We start from the raw sequence: 25,412 nt of genomic DNA, 5'->3' as shown, positions 1-25,412 counted from the left end.
GGGAAAAACAACTGGCCGCCACCGGGGAGAACCCGTGGCCACCAGCGGGGAGAACTACTGGCCGCCTACGGGGAGAACTTCGTGGCCATTGACACGTGAGTTCGCGACGGCCGGCCATCACGCACAACGAACCCCGACATGAGCTGTGGGATCCATTTCGAACGACAGATGATTTCATGGCAGTGACAAAACTACAGAAAATTACTGCGCGGTAAATCTGAGATCCCGGGTTTCGCGGCAGGGTGCAATCCAGATCACCGGGTTTGGATCAACGTCAGTCTTCGTCAAGCCATGGCAACTGACTGTCTTGACCCGTTGCAGCAGTACAGCGTTCACGCCCGAAGGTAGGACAGCAATGCCCCTAACGAAGAAATACTCGCAGACATACAACGACGCGTTGATCGCCTTGGCTACCGTCACCCAACGCCCGGCCAACGTCGTCAATGTTGCCGGCGACTACGCCATCCGCGTCGACCTCGAATACAACCGCTACCTGCTGGCCACTAACACCACCCGAGGGCTCTCCGACGAACCCGACACCAGCGGCTCTTGGACGGATCGCATCTTTCACACCGATATCGCGAAAGTACAGGACGCACTGCTCGGCGAGGCTACAGCCTCATGGCTCATCGACGCCTTCGATACCGCCTTCGCCCATCTCGACACCGACGGCAACAGTATTGTCACCGACGCCGACTTCGGCGCCATAGGATTCACCGGCACACCCACATCAGCAGATGTCAAAGACCGAATCACATAGGTCCGCCTGCTGTTTCGCTCTCGGAGAAACCACTGCCCCCCGGATTCCAACCGTCATCGCAACGAAGATCCAGATACCAACTTCGCATCCAAACCTTGATCCCAAAAGGCTTTCCGTGGTGCGAGTTCTACATACGGGCGTGGGGGCCATCTGACTTGTGTGAAGAATCCGGCGAGATCGACATGCTGCTCATCTCCATGCACTCACCGACGAAGGCGAGAAGCAGCGAATAACCCGCTCGTCTCTTGTAGATCAGATCAAGATGGCCATACGCACATGTACGCCGGGCACCGACTTTTCGATCTGATCGCAATGGAATAGTCTTCAGTGACAGCCACATTCACTCACAACATCAGATCATTGCCCGACATTTCCACTTCTGTCGGAATGACACACAACGCCGGCCCAACTATCGCGCATAGTCCACTGGAACCACTTCTCAACGGTCGTTAACACGTTCCTGGCTTACATCGGTCGATCATTTTGTGGAGCCATGTGGCGGCTACGGGGTTGGCGCTATGCACCCGAATCTCCTGTGGCCACATACCGTTCTCGCACATCCATCGAATGATCGGTCGAGCGGTGTCGTTACCGGCCAGGTCGTGAGCAAGAGAAAGTCGTCGCACCATGCCGAAACAGAGTGCATCGATAGCGCCTACGCTCGTTCTCGCCCACGCCCATCCATCCGGTGGGGGTTGCACGTCGTCGACCCAAAGGTTCATGCTGCAGTCCTATTGTCTCGTCAACTCGCTTTGTCAGTCGGCAATCCCGGAGGGAACGCTCCGACGCAAGTGATATCAGCCCCGACACTCGAGAGCAGTTCGTCCGCCTCACCTTAGGACATTCAGCCTCAATGCAGGCAATTGCAAGTCGAGACTCACCCTTCGTCGAGACTCAGAACCACAATCACCACCGCACTCTGAGTTGGAGTTGCTCTCCTTGAGTCCGGCGCACCCCCGGCGCGGCGGTCTTGGGAGCCCGGTCGCATCGCTGGCACATCAACAACGCCACGAACAATAAGTAAACCCGGGCTGATCGGCGGGAGATCTCCCGTGAACCGAACACGCAGGAATTCTTGTGTGAGCCGACATCGTTCATGCTGTGTCGATGCACGATTCGTTGATGGCACAAGATATTCCGGCGCAGAATACCCACAACGAGGTTTTTTGGGCCGTACGGCTGGAAAACCACCTGAAGTGGAGTGAGAAGGTCGGAAGAGAATGCAGTAGAGACTCTTTCGCGCTGGACTGACTCGGGAGCGATGTGGCGAGTTCTCCACCGGGCCCCGACGTCGATCACCGTGTCGATGTGCCGCTATGACGGCGGCAAAGAAATGGAACGTCTGACCTCTACCGACCCGAAACTTCTCGCCTGGATCGGCGACAGGCAGGAGAGCAACCACTGGTGCGCCCACCGCCGGACTGCAGCGGGTACGAGGCGGCGGCTGTCACGGGCATCCTGGCCAGGCCATCCTGGAAACCGATCACCACCCGTAAGTGTCAGTCGCACAACATGAAGCACTCGAAAGGCGTCGACGCAGCATACGCTCGGTGAAGGGATTTGCATGGCCGATAGCACCGTCAACGAAATCAGCGGCACCACGTTGAACAGCAAACTCCACACTGCGGACGAGGCGACAACTCTGTGTGGGTTGGGCCCGGCACCCACACCGCCGCGATCGGATCCGGTAATCGAATGCAATGCCGGCGAGAGAATCTGTGAATACATCCATCCCGAGGACACCTGGACGGTTAACCGAAAGCTGGTGTTTCAAGGCCCCTCGCAGTGTGAACCCCCTCAGCAGTGAGGTTCTCCCTTCACACGATCACCCGTACCGTGCCCCTCGGACCACCGCCGTCAACTCCACGCAGATACGAAGCCGTACACGTCGTCACCGATATGACGGCCGCATCCGAAACGGATCACGTCGTGTGTAACGTTCCCTGCCAACAACGGATAACTAGAATATTGCTGACAAATGGTACAGAAGAGATGAAGGATCAGGGATCAAACTCGGCATGAACGGCAGGAAACACAAAACCAGAGGTTGACCCGCGCTCACCAGTAGTGATCCTCATGCCTGTCGAAAAGAACATGTGCGCATCGACATGGTCAGCGCGAATCACACACGCATACCGAGAACCTTTCTGCCGCGGCACTGTTGATAGGCTTCATATCTGCCAAGGCAACCTACCTCCAGCATTGATGTACAGCTCTGAATCGGGAAAAAGCAGCGGGCCAGATCCGATGTCCTGTACTACCTCAGGCATAACCGTGTCGACGATCCGGTCAGACCGCATGAGCGCGGATACAGATTCGAAAGGGCACAGGGACTGCAGCTGACTCCAGGTCGGCGGTAGCAACATCGAGGTGCCGTTGCGCCATGATCGAATTGCGTCGGAAGGTGACATCCATTCCGCAGCATCGGCTTCTGACGTAGCGTCGTCTGCGATCTGCCCATCCGGTAGAGCTGCAACGAAGAATCGAGTGTTGTACCGACGCGGTTCTACAGACGGAGTGATCCAGTTCGACCAAGGTTTGAGCAACCCACTGAGAACGATGAGGTTGTCGCGCCGAAGGTAGTCCGAGAACGAAAGCTCGTGTCGTTCGAGCAGCTCTCGACTTGCCGTGTGCGACGGTGTATTCACAGCAGCGTCCGCGCTAAGCCCGGCGAAGAGGACACCGCATTCCTCGAATGTTTCGCGAACCGCAGCGAGGACCAGCATCCTGGAAGTTGCGGGGTCTGTCCTCCACTGTTCTCCCCACCATTCGATACTCGGACCACTCCAGCCGATGTCAGGAGAGCTGTCGGCACTGTCCGCCCGACCACCCGGAAACACCGTCATTCCGCCGGCAAAGGCCATACCCTTCACACGGTGTTGCAAGAACACCTCAATGCCGTTCAATCCGTCGCGCACAAGGATGACCGAGGCCGCATCCGTGATAGGTGCAGCAATTCCGTCAGAAGATTTCAGGTCGGTCTTGATCTCATTAGTCATCCGAGCCCATCTGCCTTTCCGATGATTTTTTTCATGATCTCCGTCGTACCGGCGAAGATGCGAGTCACTCGAGCATCTGCATAGAAACGTGAAATTGGGTATTCCTCCATGTATCCGTACCCCCCGAACAGTTGCAGACACGAATCGACAACGCGGCCTTGAAGTTCCGTACACCACCATTTCGCCATTGCTGCCTGCTCGGATGACAGTCGACCATCAATCAGGTCGACCGTGCAACGGTCGACGAAAACCTGAGCGATTTCAATTTCCGTTCGCATTTCAGCGATGACGAAGGCAGAGTTCTGAAATGATCCGAGCTTCTGGCCGAAAGCCGAACGCTGCGTAAGGTATTCGATTGTCATGTCGAGCGCTGCCCGTGCGGCCGACACACCGTGGATAGCCGTGTTCAGTCGTTCCTGTCCGAGATGGTGAGCCATCAGGGCGAAGCCTTCACCTGCAGATCCGACGAGGTTGGCTGCCGGAACGCGGACATCGGAAAAGAACAATTCGGCTGTGTCCTGGGAGTGCATACCCAGTTTCTTGAGGTTCCTGCCGCGTTCGAATCCCGGCATCCCACGCTCGATCATCAACAATGAAAGACCTGCGTGTCGCTCTGGTCCGGTGCGTACTGCTGTGAGCACCAGATCTGCATTAATTCCATTGGTAATAAATATCTTTGAACCGTTGACAATGTAGTCGTCACCGTCACGAACTGCGCGGGTGGCGATACCCGAGAGGTCAGATCCAGCGCCCGGTTCGGTCATCCCCACCGCGAGGATCGCCTCGCCGCTTGCCACACCCGGTAACCACCGATCCTTCTGGTCCTTTGTCGCGTGATCGAGTAGGTACGGAAGGACGACATCGTTGTGCACGGTAATTCCCTGACCGATCCCGGTAAGTCCGAGCCGCGAGCATTCCTCGTTCAGGACGACGCTGAAGCGATAGTCAGTCTGCCCCATTCCTGCATGTTCCTCAGTGATACCGGGGCCAAGAAACCCGGCTGCTCCCGCCTTGCGAAATATTTCTGCGGGAATGGATTGATCACGTTCCCACTCCGCGTCGTACGGAACTACTTCCCGCGTGAGGAACGACCTGAAGCTTCGACGAAGATCGTCGTGTTCGGTGTCGAACAACGTCCGCGGGATGGCCGTGCGAGACTGGTTGGGCAACGTAGATGTCATTGAATGGGATGCTTTCTAGATCTTGGTGGGCGACGAATGAGAATTGCTGGTTACTCGAAAGGCCCGTCGTGTCAAACAATTCGGTGTCCCAGATCAACATCTGATGGGTTCCAACGGATCTGCCGATTTCATCCAGCGAAATTAGGAATCGGGCCGGACTGCGACCGCGACGCGGTGCTGGGGGTCAGGGGCGGAGGATTAACCTAATGGGGTTGTCAACCTTCTCGTCGAGGCGACGGATCCCGTCCGTCGCTTCCTCAAGTGGCAGAACCCCGCTGATCGATCCCGAGAGATCGAGGCGACCCCACGAGACGAGATCGATCAGCTCGGGGATGTCAGCGTAGTCCTGGCCGAAGTGGCCGCGGATGGTGTGCTTGAAGACGCTGAAGTCCACACTGTTCTGGATCGTGATCGGCCGGCCACTCAGGCCCACCAGGACGGTCCGACCACCGTGCGCGAGGCTGCCTAGCGCCTGCTCCTGGGCTGCGGGCACGCCTGCAAAGTCGAGGGCGAGGTCGAGCATCCGTCCGTGGGTCACGTTCTTCAGCTTGGCCCCGAAGTCTGTAGCGGTGGGGTCCAACGCCGCGTCAGCACCGAGCGCCAGCGCCCGATCACGGGCAGCGAGCAGCGGGTCGACCGCGATAATGGGGGCAGCACCGACCAGGCGCAACAACTGGATGGCATGCGCACCAAGACCCCCCACGCCCCACACTCCGACCGACTCCCCCGCTCGTACGTGACCCGTGGTCCGGATCGCGCTCCACGGGGTTGAGACAGCGTCAGGGATGATCGCTGCCTCCTCGAAGCAGAGATCGTCGGGGATCGTGACCAGTGTCGAGGCGGGTGTCACCACGTATTCCGCCCAGCCTCCGTCGTAATCCACACCGAGCGTACGAGATCCGTCGGGCCGCCAGACCAGTGGCTGCAGCACTACCCGATCGCCAACGGTCCAGCCCGTCACTCCCTCGCCGATCCGCGCTACTACACCGGCGACCTCGTGTCCCAGCGTCACCTCGCCTGTGAGGATGCGGCGAGGCGTGATCAGGCCTTGTGCGATGTGGACGTCCGAGAGGCAGACGCCGGCGGCGTGTACTCGAACAAGAACCTCGCCATGGCCAGCTTCCGGGACGGGAACAGTTCGCAGCGCCAGTGTCTTGCTCTCGACGTCGAACCGCATCGCGCGCATTGAGTCACCGATTTCGGATCCTGTCGTATCTGCCATTGCTCGACTTTCCCACGCCGAAGCCGCCCATCGCGCGACCCGTTCCGTGGGGCGGAACCGGTCAGATCGAGGTCGAGCGCGGTATGAGCAGAGAGGGGCTCTCAAGCTGTCGGGCGAGCAGCAGGAAGTCGCGCGTCGACGCTCGACTGGAGGCAGCGGCGCGATATTGGATGAGCTCACGTTCGAGTCGCCCCGGCTCGGCTCCGTTGAAAATCAGCATTTTGGTCTCGGAGGAGACTGGCGAGGTGATCTCGGTGAAGACTCGCCGTCGATCGGCGGCATAGCGGTCGAGAATGGCCTCGTCTGTTTCACCGCGGGCCAGTGCGCCGAGCACCTCGGTGGCGGCCAGGACGTCGAAGAATGAGCCGACGAGCCCGAACCCGCTTGTGGGGGCGGTGATGTGCGCCGCGCCTCCAACCAAAAGAACGCGGCCTACTCGGAAGGTATCAACGACCCGCTGGTGCATCCGATGGGCTGCCCACGTTTCGACGCGGGGATCGGCACCCTCGGGCAGAACATTTGCAAAGACTGCCTGCATTCGTATGCCGATCGAGGTTTCCAGCAGTTTTTCGTTCTCTGCGTACAGGTAGCTCCAGAGGCCTGTGCGGTCGATCTGAGCGATCAGAGCACCCCGCTCCGGATCGATATGGGTCGCAGCTTGTGCGACACCCATCGTCGAGAAGTCGAATCGTAGGTTGACTGTTACGAACCGCTCAGGCCAGGTCATACCAGGGAATGCAAGGCCTAGACTGCGGCGGACGAGACTATGCGTCCCGTCCACTCCGACAACCCATCCCGCACGAAACGTGAACTCGCCGACGCTGCTTGTGGCGACAACGGTGCAGCCGTCCCGGTCCTGGTCGAGGCTCTCGACGCGTGTGTCCCACTCGATTGTCACTGCTGGCGACAACGCCAGGCGCGCCAGCAGGATGTCGACGAACTGGCCCTGTTCCATGTTGAGGGTGAAGGCGTGCTCGACGTCGTCGGACAGTGCAGACAGATCGAAGACGATTCTCTCACCGGTTCGAAGGATGTTTAGAGACACTGCGTTCTGGACCACTCCGACGGCCATCATCTCGTCGAGGATCCCGAGACTGTCGAGCCCAGCCATCATCGACCAGTTGAAGACCAGCGCACGGGTCACGCGTTGCCGTGCGGGTGCAGGCTCCAGGACTGTCACCTCTACGCCGGCCTGGGCCAGTCCGAGCGCTTGCAGCAGTCCCAGTGGACCGCCACCTACGATAAGCACACTATTCGTCCGCATCGAACCAGCGTCGCACAACCTCAGTTGGTGCGCCTCACCCGACTGCTCATGCGGCCGAACACAATCTTGCTCAGTTCTCTTCTGCTATGCCGAGCTCGGCCATCGCCCACGGTCGTAGCTCACGCTTCAGTAGCTTGGCGTTTGCGCTGCGCGGCAGCGGTTCCCGGCGGATGAGAATGCTGCGTGGACGCTTGTACGACGCGAGCTGCTCGCGGCACACCTCGGCGACGAACTGCCCATCGAAGTCAGGGTCTGCGGTGACCACGACGGCCACCGCCGTTTCGCCGAACGTATCGTGCGGGACGCCGATAACCGCGACCTCCCGCACCCCGGGAAGGCGTTGCACGAGATCCTCGATCTCTTTGGGATATACGTTGAGCCCGCCGGAGATGATCAGGTCCTTTGTCCGGCCGACGATCGTGATGTAGCCCTCTTCGTCCAAGTCAGCCAGGTCGCCGGTGTGCAGCCAGCCGTTTCGGAACGCCGCCTCGGTCTGTGCCGGCCGATTGAAGTAACCGCGCATCGTGGCAAGCGAGCGGATCAGCAGTTCGCCGCGACCAGAGGTCCGGATGACTCCTTCGCTGTCCTGCACGGAGACGTCGGTATGCGGCAGCGGCCGACCGGCGGAGCCGTCATGGTTCACGACCTCCTCGGCCGACAGGACCGTAGCGATCGTCGGGAACTCCGAGAGACCATATCCCTGGCATACTGCAACTCCCGGCATGCCGGAGACGCAACGCTCGATGACTGACCGGGGCACGGGTTCAGAGCCCGTCACGATCCACTCGAGCGTGCTGTTGGTGAGCCGTTCCAGCAGGTCGGGCCGAGTGATGAAGGCGCGCAGTAGGCTGGGAACCAGCATGATGTGCGTGATCCGGTCGCGCTCGATGAGCTCGGTCAGTTGATCCGTCGTCGTACCGCCCGTTCGGCGGATCTCCGAGTATCCACCGACCCATATCAGCGCCATCACCAGATTGTGCAGCCCCGCGGCCCAGGAGAATGAGGGGATCACGGCGTAGCGAACGTCGCGTGTCAGACCCAATCCGGCGATCTGCCCAGTGGCATTCCACAGCACGCCATCGTGTGTGTGCTCCGCGGCTTTGGGTAGCCCAGTGGTGCCCGAGCTGTAGTAGAGGATGAAGGTGTCGTCGAGCGCGGGACCGTCGAGCACGGTGTTCGGACAAGCATTCGTCAGCATCGTTTCGTAGTCGACGGACGCGACCCCCTGTATTGCCGTGGCGTCGCCGATGGTGATGACGAGCTCGAACGACTGGGTGAGTTTGGCCGCGGAGGCCGTTGCGATCTCGTCCATGACCAGAACAGTCGAACCACTATCTTCGCACACATGTGCGATCTCAGGAGCGGTCAGTAGGACGTTGATCGGTACGCAGACCGCCCCCATCGCGGCCAGACCAAAGTAGACCTCAAGCCATTCCAACCTGTTGCCCATCATAACGGCGACCCGGTCCCCCGGGCGGACGCCGTGGTCGACCAATCCGCGGGCTACCTGCTGCGCCCGGTCACGCAGCTCGGCAAAGGTCACGCTAAATCCTTCGAATCCGAAGGCGGGCTCGTTCCCGTAGTGGGCGCGTGCGGATCGGTCGAGGATCCCGAAGACGTTTCTTTCCAGCTTCACGGCTGTACCTTTCGTCGGGCGGGTGGGCGGGTGCGGATGAACAGCAGTCATCGACCGAGAATGTTCGGTCGATGGGCGAAGAGAGCGGATATCGATGGTGCGATGAGCTCGTTCTCGGGGTCCACGCGGTGACCTGTTCTATGCAGCCGGACATTGAAGGCGGTAATTCGAGCCGTAACGGAAACACGCATACGCGCGGTACCAGTCGAAGTCGACGAGTTTTCGGTTCGATGCTGCCTCGTACCAGGACCGTATGTCGGCACGATCGATCCGCACGTGCAGCGACGCGGCCCGTACGGCGTCCCAGGCTTCAACGTCGGTCATCATCGACAGCCACGCGGCAGCGACATCGACGGGTCCGATGCCGGCTCTCCCAGTCGACAATCGCACGGACGTGGCCGTCGGTGGCGCGCTGGACGTACGGCCCCGGTGTCATCGTCGATCGGAGACACACCGGCGGCCCGGTCGTACATGTGCAGCGGTCCGCCGGTCAGAAATTCTTGGACGATCGCGTCGGTGCCGAACCATACGGGATCGTCCGTCGACCACACGAGGTTCGCGATCGAGGACACCACTGTCTTCGCGGGCAACGAGCAGCGGAATCTGCCGAAGGACGTCGGTGTTTCCTCTGCGGATGATGCCGGGTGGTGCGAACCGAACCGCGAGTCGCTGCTTGTAGAGACTGCTGTGGACTGTGAATCCGGAGCTGAGCCCAGCGTGGCCGGGCATCGTTTGATGTCACTGATCGTCGCGTCAGAAGCTATGACCTGCCCGGCCCGCTGCGTCAGTTCCGAAGGAAGGCCGTCTACGAACGTGCTCATGAGGTCCAGTGCTTGACGGCCGTGTCGAGGGCGGTCATCGTGGAGGGCGTGCCCTCGGCGATGCGGCCTGGGGTGCGGGAGAAGCGTGGTGCCGACGCAGCCACTATGTCGTTGCCTGCTCCGACGAGGGCGCCACGCGCAGCGACATGCGGATGCGACGGTGCCTCACTGAATGTCAGCACCGGGGTCACGCACGCATCGGTGCGGTCGAAGATCTTGACCCAATGGTCACGATCGTGCTGTAGGAAGGCCGCACCGAGTGCTCCGCAGAGATCCGGCCACGTCGCGCGGTCGTCCCGAGCGGGGAGAGATGCCTCCTTCAGTCCCAGGCCTGACAGGACCAACGTCCAGAACTGCGGTTCGACCGCCCCGACCGCCATGAAACGGCCATCGCTGCACTCGTACGTCCGGTAGAACGGCGCAGCACCGTCGAGTATGTTCTGGCTACGACCGTCCTCCCATGCACCGATCGCTCGGAGCTCGTGGATCGGCTGCGCTAATGCACTGACGCCATCGATCATGGCTGCGTCGACGACCTGACCGAGTCTCGACGAGTGACGCTCGTGGAGCGCCGCGAGGATTCCAGTGACGAGGAACATCGAGCCTCCGCCGTAGTCGCCTACGAAGTTCAGCGGAGGGAGTGGCGTCTCGGTGGGCCCGATCGCATCCAGGACACCGGTCAGCGAGATGTAGTTGATGTCGTGCCCGGCAGTGTTCGCCAGCGGGCCGGACTGTCCCCATCCTGTCATCCGGGCGTACACGAGTTGTGGGTTACTCGTGGTGAACTCGTCCGGTCCGAGTCCGAGACGTTCGGCTACCCCGGGGCGGAAACCCTCGATCAACACATCGGCCACGGCTACTAGCTCATACACGCGCTCGACGTCCTCACTCCTCTTCAAATCCGCGAGGACCGTGGTACGTCCACGCAAGACGTGCGATGTTGTTGTGTAGTCCATCTCGGGGGTTGTGGGCCGAACCACGCGGACGACGTCCGCACCGAGGTCTGACAGCATCATGGCTGCGTGTGGTCCCGGGCCGATCCCGGCCAGCTCAACGACTCTGAGCCCGCTCAGTGGTCCGCTCATCTATTCGGCCTTCCGTAGTTGGTGGTGATGGTGGATGCTCGGCGTCAGCGGGCAGCCGACGAGGTCCCGTCCGATGGTGCCCGGTCTGTCGGCGATTTAGAGCTGCCGTTTCACGGACGTTTTACTCCGCCGCGGTATTTGAAGTCGTGGTGACCGTTCGATGTCGTCGCGGGCAGTTTGCAGAAGGCTCGCGACCATGTCGCCTAGGCCCTGGAACCCCTCGCCGCGGGTGTGTCCCGTCTGGTGACGCACATGGATCTGCTCGAGGATGATCGCGAGTTTGAACTGAGAGAAAACGAGATACCAGTCGAGGTTGTCGACCTGCAGCCCTCGCCGCGTCACGTAACGCTCGATCACCTCGTCGCGAGACGGAAAGCCCTCGAACGCAGTGAGGCCATCGGTAATCGGGTTGAAGAGCCGCCCTGCCTCATCCCAGAACATGAGCAGCATGCCGAGGTCGGCCAACGGGTCGCCAAGTGTTGCCATCTCCCAGTCGAGCACGGCAGCGATCTTGGACGGGTCGTCGAGGTCCACGATCACGTTGTCGATACGGTAGTCGCCGTGGACGACCGAGGCTGTGCTCATCTGCGGCATGCCGGCGCGCAGCGCTGCGACAACGTCGTCGACGTAAGCAAGCTCCCGGTTCTTGATCACCGCGTACTGGTGGACCCACCTGTCGACCTGTCGCTGTAGGTAACCGTCCGGGCGGCCGAGGCCTCCGAGACCTGCTGCTTCGAAGTCTGCGTCATGGAGGTCTGCCAGCGTGTCAATCAGTGCATCGCCCAGTGCCGCACGGGTTCGGGAGGCGAGCGGTTCAACCATGTCGGTAGTGCGGAGAACCTTTCCGGCGACCTCGTCCATCATGTAAAACGGCACGCCGAGGACCGATTCGTCCTGGCACAGCGTGACCATCTTGGGTACCGGAACTGCGGTATTCCCGAGGCCGGCCATGACACGGTGCTCCCGAGCGACGTCGTGCGCGCCTGCAAGGATGTCGCCGAGTGGTGGGCGACGCAGCACCCACCGGCTGACACCGTCAGACACGAAGTACGTCAAATTCGACCGACCACCGCTGATCAAACGCGCCGTCAGAGCTCCCTCCAGCGGGACGGACTCCCGCTGGAGATACGTCGTGAGTGCGATCAGGTCGAGACCGTCAGGCGAGCTGCCAGTGGTCACGCCGTAGCTCCTGCAGAAATCGACAGGTCGAACAAAGACGGACGCCGGAGCTCGTTCCTCGCAATCGAGCGGATGTGCACCTCGTCGGGTCCGTCGAAGATCCGCATCGCACGGTGCCAGCCCCACATCGCCGCCAGTGGTACATCGTCGGATACGCCGGCACCACCATGCACCTGGATGGCGCGGTCGATGACCTGGGTCGCGACCCTCGGCACGACGACCTTCGCCAAGGCCACGTGATTGGCTGCCGCCTTGTTGCCGTGCAGATCGATAATCCGGGAGGTCTGCTGGCACATCAGACGGGCCTGGTCGATCGCGAGCCGGGACTCGGCAATGTCGCTTTGCACCAGGCCTTGCTCGGCCAGGGGTTTGCCGAACGCCATGCGGGACTTCGACCGGGTCACCATCATCGACAAGGCACGCTCTGCCGCACCGAGCGCCCGCATACAGTGATGGATGCGGCCCGGGCCGAGACGCGCCTGCGCCATCGCGAAACCACCACCCTCCTGACCCAGCAGGTGAGACGCCGGAACCCGAACGTCCTCGAAGTGAACCTCGCAGTGACCGTGTTGGTCGTGCCTGCCGAAGACCGGGACATCACGGACGATCGTCACGCCTGGTGCGCCGGTCGGGACGAGGACCATTGACTGCTGCACGTGGCCGGCAGCGGTCGGATCCGTCTTCCCCATCACGACGAGGACTGCGCAGCGCGGGTCGGCCGCACCGCTCGTCCACCACTTTCTGCCGTTGATGACGTAATCCCCACCGTCGCGCTCGATGAGGGTCTCGATATTGGTGGCGTCACTACTCGCGACAGCAGGCTCAGTCATTGCGAAGCCGGACCTGATAGTCCCGTCCAGGAGCGGCGCGAGCCATGTCTTCTTCTGCTCGTCCGTACCGAACAGGTGCAAGAGTTCCATGTTTCCGGTGTCGGGCGCCTGACCATTCATCGCCTCGGGTGCGAGCTCCAGGCTCCAGCCCGTAATCTCCGCGAGCATTGCGTAGTCCAGCTGCGAGATGCCCGACGTCGCCGGAAGAAAGAGGTTCCACAAACCACGGCGTCGGGCCTCGATCTTGAGCGTCTTCACTACCGGAGGAAGCGTGTGATCTTCGACGCCCATGGCGCAGCGATGGGCGTGATAGTCGGCCTCGGCCGGGAACACGTGCTCCTGCATGAACTCGATGAGCAGATCTCGCAGTTCAAGCGCGTGAGAAGAGGGGCGGAGGTCGAGGTGGTCGACGTCGAATGGCTGGGTCATGACTCTCGGTTCTGTAGGGGATCGAAATCGGTGAGCAGCATGCGACCGAAGAGATCAGGCAGGTCGGACGACACGGGTCGTTAACGAGGGCCTCCTGCGCAGCTATCCCCACCGCTCGGGTCCTCGTTCACGGTGATCATCGCGCGGCCAGTGAGGATGATCAGGCCATAGCGTCGAACACCATTGCGGTGTAAACCGGATCACGCCGCCGAGACGGGTGTCACGAGAGATCTCTTCATCTACTTGTCATTTAGGGACACTAAGTGCGCGACGGTCGACCGCCAAGCGGGTGTTCCGAGGCTCAGAACATGCTGCTTCCGCCGTCTATGGCGTCCGAAGATCCGGTAGGTAATCGTCGGCTCTCGTAGAATTAGTCGGGGGCCGACGGACGCACGATCAACGCGAGTCAGATCAGCGCAGGGGACGCCCGCCTACGTGCCTACTACGGTCATGTTGGACCGTATCGAGATCGACCTGGTCTGCGCTGCCTAAGTTGACTATCGACTGCCTTCCACACCAAATGCCCTGCTCCAGCGCCACTTTGAATCGACGTCATCAATCCGAGATCCGCTGAATCGCTCTCTCGAAGAGCCTCAGCGTTATCTCGTGGAGGCGGAGTCCCGTCTCGACAGAGGCCTGGCCGGCGAAGGAACGCGCGTAAGTCCCTTCTAGGACAATCCCGAGTTTGAAGCATGCGAGCACGACGTACCAGTCAATGGCGGAGATGTCCCGCGAAGAACGGTCGGCATAGCACTGCACGATCTCCTGCTCTGTCGGCAACCCACCCCCGCTCGCGTAGGCCGAACCAAGGAGGTCGTCGACGTCGTCCGGACCCGCCCACAGCGACAGCATCCAGCCGAGATCGAGCAGTGGGTCTCCGATCGTCGTCATCTCCCAGTCCACGATGGCTGCGATCTCCGGCTCGTCGTGACGGAACATCACGTTCGAGATGTGGAAATCGCCGTGCATGATGCCGGGAGTCCAGGTGCGTGGTCGGTGCCGGTCCAACCATTCAGCGACACGGGTGACATCGCCAATGTCAGCACCTGGATAGCCCGCGAGCTGAGAGTAGGAGTCGAGCTCACCGAGCCACCGCGGCACCTGTCGCTCGAGGAATCTGTCGGGCCGCGCGTACTCCGAAAGCCCCACGGCGTCGTAGTCGACCCCGCCGAGCGTCGCAAGCGCCTCGACCATGCTCAGCCCCATCCGGTGACGCATCTCGGGCGCTGCGGCATGATGCTGAGGCAGGCTTACTAGAGCGTTGTAGCCGTCGATCGGCTCCATCAGGTAGAAGACCGCACCGCCGAGAACCGACTCGTCTTCGCAACTCGCGATGAGTCGCGCGTGCGGGACGTCGGTCTGCGCGAGACCGCCGAGTAGGGCGATCTCGCGGCCCATGATCCTGTTACTGCCTGGGCGCAGGTGCCGAGGGCCACGCCGCAGGATGTAACGTCGTCCGTCCTGCATGAAGGACACCATGATGTTCTGTGTGCCCCCGGCCAAGGGCTCGACTTGTTCGAGCGAACCTCCGCCCAGACCTACCCTTTCCATCCAGTCGGCCACCGCTGCCGCGTCGATGTGGGCATCCCTGGAGTTTGTCATTATGAGTCCTCGTATCCGTCGCGGGCGACTCCCGGCATATTAATTCAAGTGAATCATATATGAAATCGATTGATCCATAAACTGACGCAAGGATGGAACTTGCGGGTACGCTGCGATCATGACTGCGAGTACGACACATCGCGAACCGACCCGCGACGCGCACTCAGCGATCATCACCGCCGCCGAGCGACTGTTCGCCGACCAAGGCATCGAAGGAGTCTCCCTGCGCGAGATCATGCGCGCGGCAGGCCAGCGCAATACCACCTCGTTGCAGTATCACTTCGGTGACCGCGACGGACTGCTTCGCGCCTTGGTCGAGAAACACATTCAATCCATCTCAGTGCGCAGGGATGCGATTCTCGACCTACTCGCATCACACAAGGAGACCTCACTTCGTGACGCCTGCTCCGCACTCGTCCAGCCACTCGTAGCCAAGCTCAACGATCCGGACGGCGGCCGAGAGTTCCTGCAGATCGCCGCCCAACTGGTCAACCGGGACAACCGGGTGATCGACCCGGAGGAGCCGGCAGGCGCCATCATCTACGACCACAGTGGCAGCCAGGACCGTTGGAACCACCTCGTCGAACACCTCATGCCCCCCGGGACCACTGGGAGTCCACTGCACCGCCGGTTTGCGGCAATCCGCTTTGTACACATCGAGATTGGACGCCGCGCCCGCAGCTCCCCGGACGGGGACCATGCCTTGTTCTCAAGCCAACTCGTCGACTTGTCCGCGGCGTTGCTCCGCGCGGAGATCTCCGAGGAGACGCAGCGACTGCTCGACGAACGACCCCGACGGAAGTCGAACTGACCGCCCAGTTCCTTGCCCGTCTCAAGCACGCCGCTGGATACGGCCCATCCAGCGGAACAGGGGCTGTAGTGAACGATCGATATCGACTTAAGTCACCCGCATGAGCCTGTCGATCCTCCTGCCTTCACGACATAACTGTCGCGCCTTCCTGCCGGAACAGGTCGCCGAAGAGACCGTCTCGGACTTACAGCTGCCCCGCGGCTACTCTCACGTCCGGGCCGACGGTTGCCGACAGGCGGGATTCGACCTCTACTCTGCACTGGGGATACACGAAGTGGTCCACCAAATGAACACCTCGGTCGCGTTGCGATGAGAGCCTGGCACGTCGAGGCCTTCGGCGCCCCGGCCGAGGTCATGCGTCTTGTACAAGTCCCGGACCTCCAGCCCGGTGCGGGCCAGGTCGCAGTACGGGTCGCGGCCTGCACCCTAGGATTCCCCGACGTCTTAATGTGCCGCGCAGGGTACCAGCACAGGCCGACCCTTCCCTTCTCTCCCGGCGCTGACTTCTACGGGGAGATCGTCTCGGTCGGTCCCGGCGTCGACCTCGCTGCACGCGACCTCTCGGTCGGCTCGAAGGTCATCGCCATCGGCGCCGGGCTTCACGGAGGGCTAGCCGACATTGCACTGGTCAATCTCGATCTCCTCTTCCCCGCACCGGCCTGCCTGGACGCCGCCGAGTCGGCTGCCCTCTTCGGCGCGTACCTCACGGGCTGGCTCGCCCTCACCCACAGTGCGCGCATCCAGGCCGGCGAGGTGCTGCTGGTCCATGCTGCCGCCGGCGGAGTGGGCAGCGCCGCCGTCCAACTCGGCCTCGCGGCCGGCGCGACCGTCATTGGTGTCACGCGTGGCGAGCGGAAGGCCGAGGTGGTGCGGGATCTCGGTGCCTCGCTGGTGATCGACAGGGATCAGGTCTCGGTCATCGAGGCAGTCAAGGACGCCACTAAAGGTCGGGGCGCCGACATCGTCTACGACCCGGTGGGTGGGTCGTCCTGGTTCGAGTCGACAAAGTGCGTGGCTTTCGAGGGCCGACTCCTCGTCATCGGGTTCGCCGGCGGGGAGATCCTGTCCCAGCCGCTCAACCACCCGCTCGTCAAGAACTACTCGATCATCGGGATCAACTCGGGCCTTTACACCGTGAAACGGCCCGATGTGGTCGCGCGCGCCATGGCCGAGCTCTCGAACCTCGCTGCCGGTAGGGCGATCCGGCCGCTGATCGGTGAGCGGGTCCCGCTCATCGATGCTCCCCGAGCCTTACAGGACCTGGACGACGGGGTCACCGTCGGCCGCTCTGTTGTCATGTTGGACGGGTCCGTCGGCTGACCAGCCCGCCCTCACCGTTCACTACAAACCCATCAGCTCCCCGAATAGGAACACTCGGCCCTCATCAAGGCGCACAAAGATACTGTTCAACACCCCAACCTCGAGCAGCTGACCAAGCAACCCACATGAATTGCTCTCGCGACACCCTCGGAGAGCAGCGATTCGAGAACTACCAGCAAGAGATATGGCACCCACGAGGACTGCTCCGTAGCGATTCCCGTCTTCGTCTGCAAGTGACCACCCGCCGCGGATACAACCCACAATTGACCTACATCAGGAGTAACCATGGAAGAGTTCAAGGACCAAGTCGTCGTCGTGACGGGCGGCAGCCGCGGTATGGGGAAGGAGATCGTGCTGGCCTTCGCCGAGCGCGGCGCCCATGTCGTGATCGCGAGCCGCAAGATCGAAGCGTGCGAGATGCTCGCTGAGGAAGTCCGCTCGAGGTTTGGGGTCCGCGCACTCCCCGTTGCCTGCAACGTCAGCGACTGGGATCAGTGCGGCGAGCTCGTCGATGCGGCTTATGCCGAGTTCGGCCAGGTCCATGTCCTGGTCAACAATGCGGGCCTCTCCCCGCACTACCCGAGCCTGGTCGACGTCACCGAGCCCCTGTTCGACAAGACCATCGCAGTCAACCTCCGTGGACCGTTCAGACTGGCCGCACTGGTCGGCCAAAAGATGGTGGAATCCGGCGGCGGGTCGATCGTCAATATCGGCTCCGTCGAGGCTATCCGTCCATCCCACATGGCTTTGCCGTACGCCGCTGCGAAAGCAGGGCTGCACATCCTTACCGAAGGCTTCGCCCAGGCATACGCGCCGACCGTACGCGTCAATACGATCCAACCCGGACCTTTCCTGACCGACATCGCGGACAACTGGGCGGAGGGCGCCCGAGAGGAGCTCGAAGCGGTCGTAGCACTCGGCCGGTGCGCTGAGCCCGCCGAAGTCGTCGGTGCAGTGCTGTTCTTTAGTGGGTCGGCGTCGTCGTACTCTACAGGGGCACTGCTCCGTGTCGACGGTGGATGGCGCTGAGATGGCGACCGAGGGGCGTAGTTGGCGCGCACACGAGTTCGGCGATCCACAGGACGTCCTGAAGTTGGAGAACGTGACGTGGGAACCGCCGACACCTGACCGGTTGCTCGTTCGTGTCGCCGCGTGCGGTGTGGGCCTGCCGGACCTGCTGATGGTGCAGGGCCGCTATCCGCTCACGCGGACGCCGCCGATCCAACCGGGCCAGGAGGTTGTCGGCGTTGTCGTCGAGGCCGGCGCGGACACCCACTTCCGGGTCGGTGACCGGGTCATGGGCCTGACCCCCTTCCCCGAGGGGCACGGTGGATTCGGCGACCATGCCTACGTTCGTGCGTCCAAGGCACTGCTCGCGCCGTCGACGCTGTCCGACGCCGAGGCTGCGGGATTCATGATCGGGTTCCGCACCGCCCACGCCGCGCTCATCAGTCGACTGACGGTGCACACCGGGCAGACCGTCGCCGTGCTGGGTGCCAGTGGCAGCTCGGGGCTCGCCGCCATTGCCCTCGCCAAAGCCGTGGGTGCTCGGGTGATCGCGGTGGGCAGCAGCGTGGAGAAGTTGACCTACTGTGCCGAGGCCGGTGCTGACGACTGCATCAATCACCGCACGTCGGACGTCGGTGACGAGCTCCTCGCGCTGACGGGCGGTATTGGTGTGGACATTCTGTTCGACCCGGTCGGCGGGGCCGTCGCTGTTCAGGCCGTCAAGGGAGTCCGAAGCCGGGGCTCCGTGGCTGTGATCGGCTTCGCTAGCGGCAGTTGGATCGACGCCGCCATGGACGACGTCGTGCTGCGCAATCTCGCGCTGGTCGGTGTCTTCGCCGGCGGCTTCTCCGTCGAGGAGGACGCAGAAATGAATCGGACGCTACTAGAGATGGCCGAGCAGCGACGCATCCGCCCCGCCCTCGGGAGCTCGTACGCGTTCGCCGAGGTGCCAGATGTACTCCATCGTCTTGAACAGGGCATACCGCCCGGAAAGATCACGGTGCACGTCGACGGCTCTTGACGAGTACTTCAGACGTTTCATCACACGGAATTTCTGGTGTCTTCGGCGTCGAACGACCGGCACTGTGGTGGGGTGACCCACCTATCGGGTCACTGGACGTGCAGTCGCGACTGTGCACCGTCGACATCATCGAGGAGTCTGACCATGCCCCCTGCCCTGAACGAATCCGTGGTCGTTGTCGCCGGAGGAGCACGCGGCATCGGCCGGGCAACCGCGCTGCGGCTCGCCGAGCGGGGTGCAAGGGTGGCCGTGCTCGATGTCGATCTGAGCGCGGCTGCCGAGTTTGACGAGAATCTAACGGCCGCATCTGTCGAGGATGAGCTCAAAGACCGGGCCGGCGACGGACTCTGCGTGCAGGTCGATCTAACCGATCCAGAGGCGACTGAACGCGCGTTCGCCGAGGTCGTCAATCGGTTCGGGCACGTCGATCACCTGTTCATTCCGGCTGGCGGGGCCATCACTCCGTACTCTGGCAGCGCGGCGAGCCAGACTTCGCACGACGCTTATAGCAAGCTCGTCGCCGTCAATATGACGACAGTAGTGAACTGTTGCCGTTCCGCCGTACCGTATCTGTGTGCCGCAGGCGGGGGAACGATCATTACGGTTTCGAGTGGCTCGGGCTTCAAGGTGGCGGCCGGCGGCTACATCGCGGGCTATGCAATGAGCAAGGCCGCAGTGCTGCACTATTCGAAGTACCTCGCGGTCGAGGTCGGTAAGCACCGCATCCGGGTGAACTGCATAGCCCCGGGTGTCATCCGGACCTCGCGCCTGATCGCCCAGTCGAACGTCACCGGCTTCGTCGCCAGCGACGACGACCTCGCTCTGATTCCCTTGCAGCGTCAAGGCGAGCCCTCGGATGTCGCCGACGTGGTCGAGCTTCTGCTCAGCCCGCTCGCTGGCTTCCTGACTGGGCAGCTCATCGCCATCGACGGCGGGGCATCGATTGTCTGACGATCCAGGATCGCGATCGAGGTACAGCATTCCGGAAATCGTAAGCGCGTTGCCCAGTGTCTGGCCGACGAGCCTGAAAGCGTGTCTGCTATGTGCGAACGCGTTGACGAATTACGAGTGCCGCCATGACGGTCGTGAGCCAGCTTGTGCCGATCAGCGGCATTTACCGACCCGTTCCGGACCGCGGAAACGTGTGTGGGCACGACTACGGGCCTTGCCTTAGTGTGACCGAACCGTGTCACTAGCCAGTGAGTGGAACCAGCCAGGAAGAGAGCGACGCATGCCGCACGCCCAGATCTCGGACGATGTCTCATTGTTCTACACCGAGCACGGAAAAGGTGGCCCCCCGATCTTGCTGGTGCATGGCTGGGCATGCGACTCAGGGGACTGGATGTGGCAAATCCCTGATCTCGCAGAGCGACACAAGGTCTACGTCGTCGACCTCCGCGGGCACGGTCATTCCTCGGTGACCAAGGACTGTTACCGCGGCACCGACTATGCACAGGACTTAAGTCGCCTGATTGAGGTCCTGGGATGCGGTCCCGCGATCGTGATCGGTCACTCGCTCGGCGGTTACATCGGCGTGCACCTCGCCGTCGAGCACCCGGAGCACGTGCTCGCGCTCGTCTGCGTCGATCCCGCCTACGCGCCGTCGATGGCGGCACCTGACCCATCCGAGCTCATCTCGGCCCTTCGCTCCGAGTCGTGCCATGGCCTCATGGAGCAACTGTTCACGAGCTTTGCTGATGCATCCACGCCCGCCTTCTTGACGACCTGGCATCTGCGTAGGCTGCTCACGGTGCCACGGCATGTCATCTCGGAGTCGATCGCGGGCATGACCACCAACAACGTCGTCAATGTTGATCAAGCTATGCTCCGACTCCGCTCATGTCCGACGCTGACATTCTTTCGTTCCGCCGACGACAGTGCGTGGGAAGATGCCGCTGCCGGGACGGGTCCGGGCATGACCATGACTTGGGACGGAGCCGGGCACTGGCTGCACCAGGAGAGACCGATCGAGTTCAATGCCATCGTCACGAAGTGGATCGACGAGATCTGTTGAGGTCTGTTTTCGTACGGTGGTCAGGATCGTCAGTCACGTGAAGGCAGCACCCACGGGTAGGGTGCCGCCTCCACAGTACGAGGACCTGCGCCCTCCGAAAATCAGCCGACGAGGCGACCCATCAGCGTTCGTCCGACGACGATGCGCTGAACTTGACCCGATCCTTCGAAGATATCCATGATCTTGACGTCGCGGTACCACTTTTCGAGGAGGAGCTCCTCGCTCGTGCCCTCAGGTCCGAGCAACTGCATGCACCGACGAATGACGCGTTCGACCGTCTCGGGCGCGTAGCCTTTGCCGGCGGCCGAGATCGCCCTGTCTTCCTTGCCCTGATCGACGAGGTACTGCGCCCTGAACGACATCCGCCGTCCACGTTCGAGGGCGAAGTTCATCGCCTCAAGATCCTGCTCGACTGCGCGCCAACGCTGTGGCGAGAAGGCTGCTTTCTGGCCTGCGAGGATGCTTGTCGTGAGGTCAATCGCCGCCTGGCCCAGACCGATGCACATCGCCGCCATGTTGGGTCGGTTGTTGGCCAGTGCACCCAGCGCGCCACCCTGCCCACTCCGTCGCGGGGCCGCGTTTCCGTCGGCGGTCCAGCCAAGCTGGTTTTCGACGGGGATGACGCAGTTGTCGAACAACAGTTCCGACGTGACCCAGCTGCGGATGCCGAGCTTCTGCTCGTTTTCCTTAGCAATGATGAAGCCAGGTGTACCAGCCGGCACGACGAAGGCGTTGATGCCCTTGGCTCCGAGCGACTTGTCAACCGTCGCGAACACCACGACGTAGTCGGACGTGGCACCACCGCTGCAGTAGATCTTGGAACCTTTGAGCACCCAGTTGTCGCCGTCGCGGGTCGCTGTCGTCGAGACCTGAGACGTGTCGGAGCCAAAGTGCGGCTCGGTCAGCGCGAACCCGGTAGGCAGACCCCGCTCGACGACAGGCGTGTACCATTTTTCGATCTGCTCCGGCGTGCCCATCGACTCGACGACAAGATGTCCAATGCCACCGCCGAGGGTCGGATGCACCCAGATGTCGCCGTAATTAATGTTCTCGTAGAACACAAGACTGCTTGTCCAGTAGCCCTCGTCGAACGTCGGGATCGGATCGGGCTCGGCAGTGTCGATTCGACCCAGCGGAACCGGGCACGTGTCGAGGATATCGGCCCAGTTGGACGGTGGGCGGTGGTCGAGGTCGGCCTGGCGCGCGTAAGGGCGGGCCTCAGACGCGGACCACTCCCGGATGGCACGGCCGTAGTCGACGAGCGGCTTGCTGAGCTGGAAGCTGTAGGACATTTTCTTTCCCCTATTCAGAGCGCGGGCTCGAAGGACGAGCGTGTTGGGTCGAAGTCGAGTGCCGCGAGGGCGGCGGCGGACCGGTACCAGATCTCCACCGGGTGGTCCGTGATGAAGCCGTGTCCGCCGAGCGTCTGCACGCTGTCGCGAGTTGCCTCAAGTGCGACCTCGGAGGCGTACGACACCGCACGGGCGACATCTACCTCACTCACACCGACGCCTAGGTCGAGGCGCTCCGCAACGTCGTTGATCTCGAGCCTCGCGGCGTCGAGACGCATGATGCCCTCAGCGAGCGGGAACGAAACACCCTGGAAGCCAGCGATCGGCGTGCCAAATGCGATGCGAGTCGTCGCATATTCCGCGGCGTACTCGATCGCACGCTGGCCTGTGCCGACTTGGGCCGAGGCGTTGAGGAGCCGTAGCTGCTGCACGGACGTCGTCAGCGCCTCGGCGTCGGCGTCGACGCCGCCGAGGAGCGCGTCGGTCGTCGTCGTAACGTCGAACGTGATCGAACCGGTAGCAGCAGCGCCGAGCGCGATTCCTCGAGTTAGCTCGTCTACCGTAACGCCGGCATCGGCGCTGGATAGCACGACCGCCCGCAGTCGGCCGTCCTCCGCGTCACGACCGACGACCACGAGCGGGTCGGCCGTGGCCGCGAAGGCAACCCCGACCTTTCGGCCCACGATCTTCACCGTGTCTCCGTCGATCGCGATTGTGGTCTCGAGCTCGGCCGGACCGCGGCCATGTCCCTCGTGCAGCGCAACCGCACCCCTAGCGTCGGGGCTCGAGGCGAGGATACGCAGGCCGTCGGTCTGCGACGGCGTCCCGTGCCGTGCGATCAAGCCACCGGCAGCTCCGCTCCACACCGCAGCCATTGTGATCCCGGCGTCACCAAACGCAAGGTTCTCCACCGCGAGCAACTGGGTGATTGTGTCTGGAACACCACCACCGCCGAACTCCTCCGGAATCGGGACGGTCAATCCGCTCTCGAAGAGCTTGATCCAGACGTCCTTGGGCACGGCCTGCTCCTGCTCAGCCTCACGTGCAGCGGGCGACAGGATCCCCGTCGCGATGCTGCGTGCCAACTCCGTGACTGCCTCGTGCTCTTCATCGGGTAACAGGTTCATCAGGTCTCCTCAACTCGTCGGGCGCGATGGGTCGCCGGAACGAACGTGTGCGTCGGCGAGCCTCGCTGCATATTTCGTGATCCCAGTCACGAGAGCAACGGCGTGTTCCGCTCCCCGGAAGCGACTCAGGGCGTGTCCGAGACGCGGGTGGACACCACGTCACGTCCAACGTTCCGGAGGCCGGAAATCACTGTGCCGATTGGGGTCGGAATGCACCTACTGTCAACGTCCATGACCCTCGTCACGCTCGAACGCCGCGGGCCGATCGCGATCATCACCCTCGACCGGCCCGACATCCGCAATGCCTTCGACCACCAGATGGCGCAGGCACTCGGCGCCGAACTCGCCGAAGTTGAGGACGATCCTGAGCTGCGCGTCGCGATCCTCGCTGCAACCGTCACCGAGCCACGACCGGTCTTCTGCGCCGGTCACGACCTACGCACGATCGAGGACGAGCGCAACGGGTGTGCCCGGGCCGAGACCGAGACCGGCGGCTTCGGGGGTCTCACCCAGCTGGCCCGCACTAAGCCGCTGATCGCCGCCGTCGACGGGCTCGCGACGTCCGGCGGGCTTGAGCTCGTACTCTCGTGCGACCTCGTCGTCGCTACCCGACGCTCCTCCTTCGAGTTGGCAGAGGTCCGGTGGGGACTCATCGCCGGCGCCGGCGGGTTGTTCCGGCTTCCGTGGGCGATCGGCCGGGCCACCGCGATGGACATGATCCTGACCGGACAACCGATCGATGCGGAGCGCGCGTACGCCCTCGGGCTCGTGAGCACCCTGACGGACTCCGACGTCATGTCTGCGGCGATCGGGCGCGCCGAGCTCATCGCCGCCCACCCGGCGACCGGGATCACCGCAAGCATGTTCGTCGCGACCCAAGCCTTCAGTCAGTCCGAGGACGGGCTGTGGGCAGCCAACGACACCGCAATCGACATGATCATGCACTCCGACGACCTCACGGCAGGGCTCGCGTCGTTCGCGATCAACGGGGCGCCGCGCCCAACTGACAACTGAGACGCCGCCATGGACCTGGGAATTACCGGACGCGCTGCCATCGTGACCGGTGGCAGCAAGGGCATCGGTCGCGCCTGCGTCGAGACGCTGCTCTCCGAAGGCGCAGACGTCTGCGCCGTCAGTCGCGACGTTTGGTTGCTTGATGACCTCGTCACCTCGTCCGCGGGGCATTTGGTAACGGCGAGCTGTGACCTCACGACCGTCGAGGGCTGTGACCGTGCTGTCCAGACCTGCCTCGATGCTTTCGACCAGATCGACATCCTGATCAACTGCGCGGGATCGGCAGGGATGGGCAACGTCCTCGAAATCTCGGCCAACGATGTCGACCGTGCGCTACTGCTGAAGTTCCACGGCTACCTGCGGATGGCGCAGCGCGTCGCCCCCTCAATGGCAGAGCGCGGGTGGGGCCGAATCGTCAACATCGCAGGCAGCGCCGGCACAAGCCCCACGGCCAACAACCTGCCGACGAGTCTGGCGAACATCGCGGTCCATAACCTGACCCGCGCGCTGAGCGACGAGCTCACGCCGTCTGGGATCCAGGTAAACCTCGTCGCACCCGGCCTGACGCTGACCGACCGGGCAGTGACGCTCTTCACGGACGCGGCGCGGCAGCAAGGCCGCACCCCCCAGGAGCTCATCGACGAGGTGGGCACCGCACTGCCGGCGGGTCGTCCCGCCAATCCCGCCGAGGTCGCGCGCGTCGCGTGCTTCCTCGCCTCGGATGCCTGCAGCTACGTACAGGCATCCGCGCTCTACATGGACGGCGGCGCGCGACGCGCGACGCCGTAACTACCGAC

Annotated in this window: 23 protein-coding genes; 10 read left to right on the top strand and 13 right to left on the bottom strand. The window is 62.5% G+C overall.

The genetic code is table 11. The annotated features are described in order from the left end of the window. Positions 1-355: 355 nt before the first annotated feature. Positions 356-760, top strand: a complete 405-nt coding sequence (locus ABH939_RS29600) for a hypothetical protein (protein WP_151097152.1) — start codon at positions 356-358, stop codon at positions 758-760. Positions 761-1,209: 449 nt separating this feature from the next. Here the strand turns inward: ABH939_RS29600 and ABH939_RS29595 are convergent, their stop codons facing one another. Then, complete coding sequence (locus ABH939_RS29595) at positions 1,210-1,482, bottom strand: cyclic-phosphate processing receiver domain-containing protein (protein WP_151097154.1); 273 nt, start codon at positions 1,480-1,482, stop codon at positions 1,210-1,212. 842 nt (positions 1,483-2,324) lie between these two features. On the opposite strand from ABH939_RS29595, the gene ABH939_RS29590 reads away from it, so the two are divergent. After that, positions 2,325-2,567, top strand: a complete 243-nt coding sequence (locus tag ABH939_RS29590; protein WP_151097158.1) for a hypothetical protein — start codon at positions 2,325-2,327, stop codon at positions 2,565-2,567. Between the two features lie 364 nt (positions 2,568-2,931). Here ABH939_RS29590 and ABH939_RS29585 read toward each other — a convergent pair whose 3' ends face one another. From ABH939_RS29585 to ABH939_RS29540, 10 genes are all read right to left on the bottom strand, one after another. Beyond that, positions 2,932-3,759, bottom strand: coding sequence for an NUDIX hydrolase (locus ABH939_RS29585; protein ID WP_151097160.1), 828 nt, complete (start codon positions 3,757-3,759; stop codon positions 2,932-2,934). Beyond that, on the bottom strand, positions 3,756-4,904 hold the full coding sequence (locus ABH939_RS29580) for an acyl-CoA dehydrogenase family protein (RefSeq protein ID WP_151097384.1): 1,149 nt from the start codon (positions 4,902-4,904) through the stop codon (positions 3,756-3,758). Before ABH939_RS29580 ends, ABH939_RS29585 begins: the two co-directional genes overlap by 4 nt. A 220-nt stretch (positions 4,905-5,124) precedes the next feature. Continuing rightward, entirely contained in the window at positions 5,125-6,162 is a 1,038-nt protein-coding gene (locus ABH939_RS29575; RefSeq protein ID WP_243580668.1) for a zinc-binding dehydrogenase, read from the bottom strand. A 61-nt stretch (positions 6,163-6,223) separates the two neighbouring features. Then, positions 6,224-7,411, bottom strand: a complete 1,188-nt coding sequence (locus tag ABH939_RS29570; RefSeq protein WP_191908620.1) for an NAD(P)/FAD-dependent oxidoreductase — start codon at positions 7,409-7,411, stop codon at positions 6,224-6,226. Positions 7,412-7,496: 85 nt separating this feature from the next. Next, complete coding sequence (locus ABH939_RS29565) at positions 7,497-9,062, bottom strand: class I adenylate-forming enzyme family protein (RefSeq protein ID WP_191908621.1); 1,566 nt, start codon at positions 9,060-9,062, stop codon at positions 7,497-7,499. A gap of 323 nt (positions 9,063-9,385) precedes the next feature. Then, complete coding sequence (locus ABH939_RS29560) at positions 9,386-9,883, bottom strand: hypothetical protein (RefSeq protein ID WP_151097166.1); 498 nt, start codon at positions 9,881-9,883, stop codon at positions 9,386-9,388. Next, a complete protein-coding gene (locus tag ABH939_RS29555) occupies positions 9,880-10,968 on the bottom strand; it encodes a CaiB/BaiF CoA-transferase family protein (protein ID WP_151097168.1) in 1,089 nt (362 codons plus the stop codon). Before ABH939_RS29555 ends, ABH939_RS29560 begins: the two co-directional genes overlap by 4 nt. 96 nt (positions 10,969-11,064) lie before the next feature. Next, positions 11,065-12,147: a phosphotransferase family protein gene (locus ABH939_RS29550; RefSeq protein ID WP_151097169.1), complete on the bottom strand. Its 1,083-nt coding sequence runs from the start codon at positions 12,145-12,147 to the stop codon at positions 11,065-11,067. Next, entirely contained in the window at positions 12,144-13,406 is a 1,263-nt protein-coding gene (locus tag ABH939_RS29545) for an acyl-CoA dehydrogenase family protein (protein ID WP_151097171.1), read from the bottom strand. Before ABH939_RS29545 ends, ABH939_RS29550 begins: the two co-directional genes overlap by 4 nt. 555 nt (positions 13,407-13,961) lie before the next feature. Beyond that, entirely contained in the window at positions 13,962-15,008 is a 1,047-nt protein-coding gene (locus ABH939_RS29540; protein ID WP_243580667.1) for a phosphotransferase family protein, read from the bottom strand. Positions 15,009-15,126: 118 nt separating this feature from the next. Between ABH939_RS29540 and ABH939_RS29535 the strand changes: the two genes are divergently transcribed. The 6 genes from ABH939_RS29535 to ABH939_RS29510 all read left to right on the top strand — a co-directional run bounded on the left by ABH939_RS29535 (position 15,127) and on the right by ABH939_RS29510 (position 21,182). After that, entirely contained in the window at positions 15,127-15,819 is a 693-nt protein-coding gene (locus ABH939_RS29535) for a TetR/AcrR family transcriptional regulator (protein ID WP_151097173.1), read from the top strand. 309 nt (positions 15,820-16,128) lie between these two features. Further along, the gene (locus ABH939_RS29530; RefSeq protein WP_151097175.1) at positions 16,129-17,139 is read left to right on the top strand and encodes an NADPH:quinone oxidoreductase family protein; all 1,011 of its coding nucleotides are present in this window, start codon (positions 16,129-16,131) and stop codon (positions 17,137-17,139) included. Between the two features lie 285 nt (positions 17,140-17,424). Next, on the top strand, positions 17,425-18,168 hold the full coding sequence (locus tag ABH939_RS29525) for an SDR family NAD(P)-dependent oxidoreductase (RefSeq protein ID WP_151097177.1): 744 nt from the start codon (positions 17,425-17,427) through the stop codon (positions 18,166-18,168). Further along, positions 18,146-19,168, top strand: coding sequence for a zinc-binding dehydrogenase (locus ABH939_RS29520; protein WP_151097179.1), 1,023 nt, complete (start codon positions 18,146-18,148; stop codon positions 19,166-19,168). The genes ABH939_RS29525 and ABH939_RS29520 overlap by 23 nt, the downstream gene beginning before the upstream one ends. 144 nt (positions 19,169-19,312) lie before the next feature. Beyond that, positions 19,313-20,119, top strand: coding sequence for an SDR family NAD(P)-dependent oxidoreductase (locus ABH939_RS29515; protein ID WP_151097181.1), 807 nt, complete (start codon positions 19,313-19,315; stop codon positions 20,117-20,119). 280 nt (positions 20,120-20,399) lie between these two features. Then, positions 20,400-21,182, top strand: a complete 783-nt coding sequence (locus ABH939_RS29510; RefSeq protein WP_151097183.1) for an alpha/beta fold hydrolase — start codon at positions 20,400-20,402, stop codon at positions 21,180-21,182. Between the two features lie 101 nt (positions 21,183-21,283). Here ABH939_RS29510 and ABH939_RS29505 read toward each other — a convergent pair whose 3' ends face one another. Together ABH939_RS29505 and ABH939_RS29500 are read right to left on the bottom strand one after the other, a co-directional pair. Continuing rightward, positions 21,284-22,474: an acyl-CoA dehydrogenase family protein gene (locus ABH939_RS29505; protein ID WP_151097185.1), complete on the bottom strand. Its 1,191-nt coding sequence runs from the start codon at positions 22,472-22,474 to the stop codon at positions 21,284-21,286. Positions 22,475-22,488: 14 nt separating this feature from the next. Next, a complete protein-coding gene (locus tag ABH939_RS29500) occupies positions 22,489-23,601 on the bottom strand; it encodes an acyl-CoA dehydrogenase family protein (RefSeq protein ID WP_243580666.1) in 1,113 nt (370 codons plus the stop codon). A gap of 231 nt (positions 23,602-23,832) precedes the next feature. On the opposite strand from ABH939_RS29500, the gene ABH939_RS29495 reads away from it, so the two are divergent. Beyond that, positions 23,833-24,615 (top strand): enoyl-CoA hydratase-related protein, encoded by a 783-nt coding sequence (locus ABH939_RS29495; RefSeq protein WP_191908622.1) that lies wholly within the window; start codon positions 23,833-23,835, stop codon positions 24,613-24,615. A 9-nt stretch (positions 24,616-24,624) separates the two neighbouring features. Next, positions 24,625-25,404 carry an SDR family oxidoreductase gene (locus ABH939_RS29490; protein WP_054780826.1) on the top strand — a complete coding sequence of 260 codons (780 nt, stop codon included), beginning with the start codon at positions 24,625-24,627 and terminating at the stop codon, positions 25,402-25,404. Positions 25,405-25,412: the final 8 nt, after the last annotated feature.

The organism is Rhodococcus sp. 27YEA6 (genome assembly GCF_044908235.1).
GTDB lineage: Bacteria > Actinomycetota > Actinomycetes > Mycobacteriales > Mycobacteriaceae > Rhodococcus_F > Rhodococcus_F qingshengii.
This window is presented reverse-complemented; position numbering and strand designations above follow the sequence as displayed.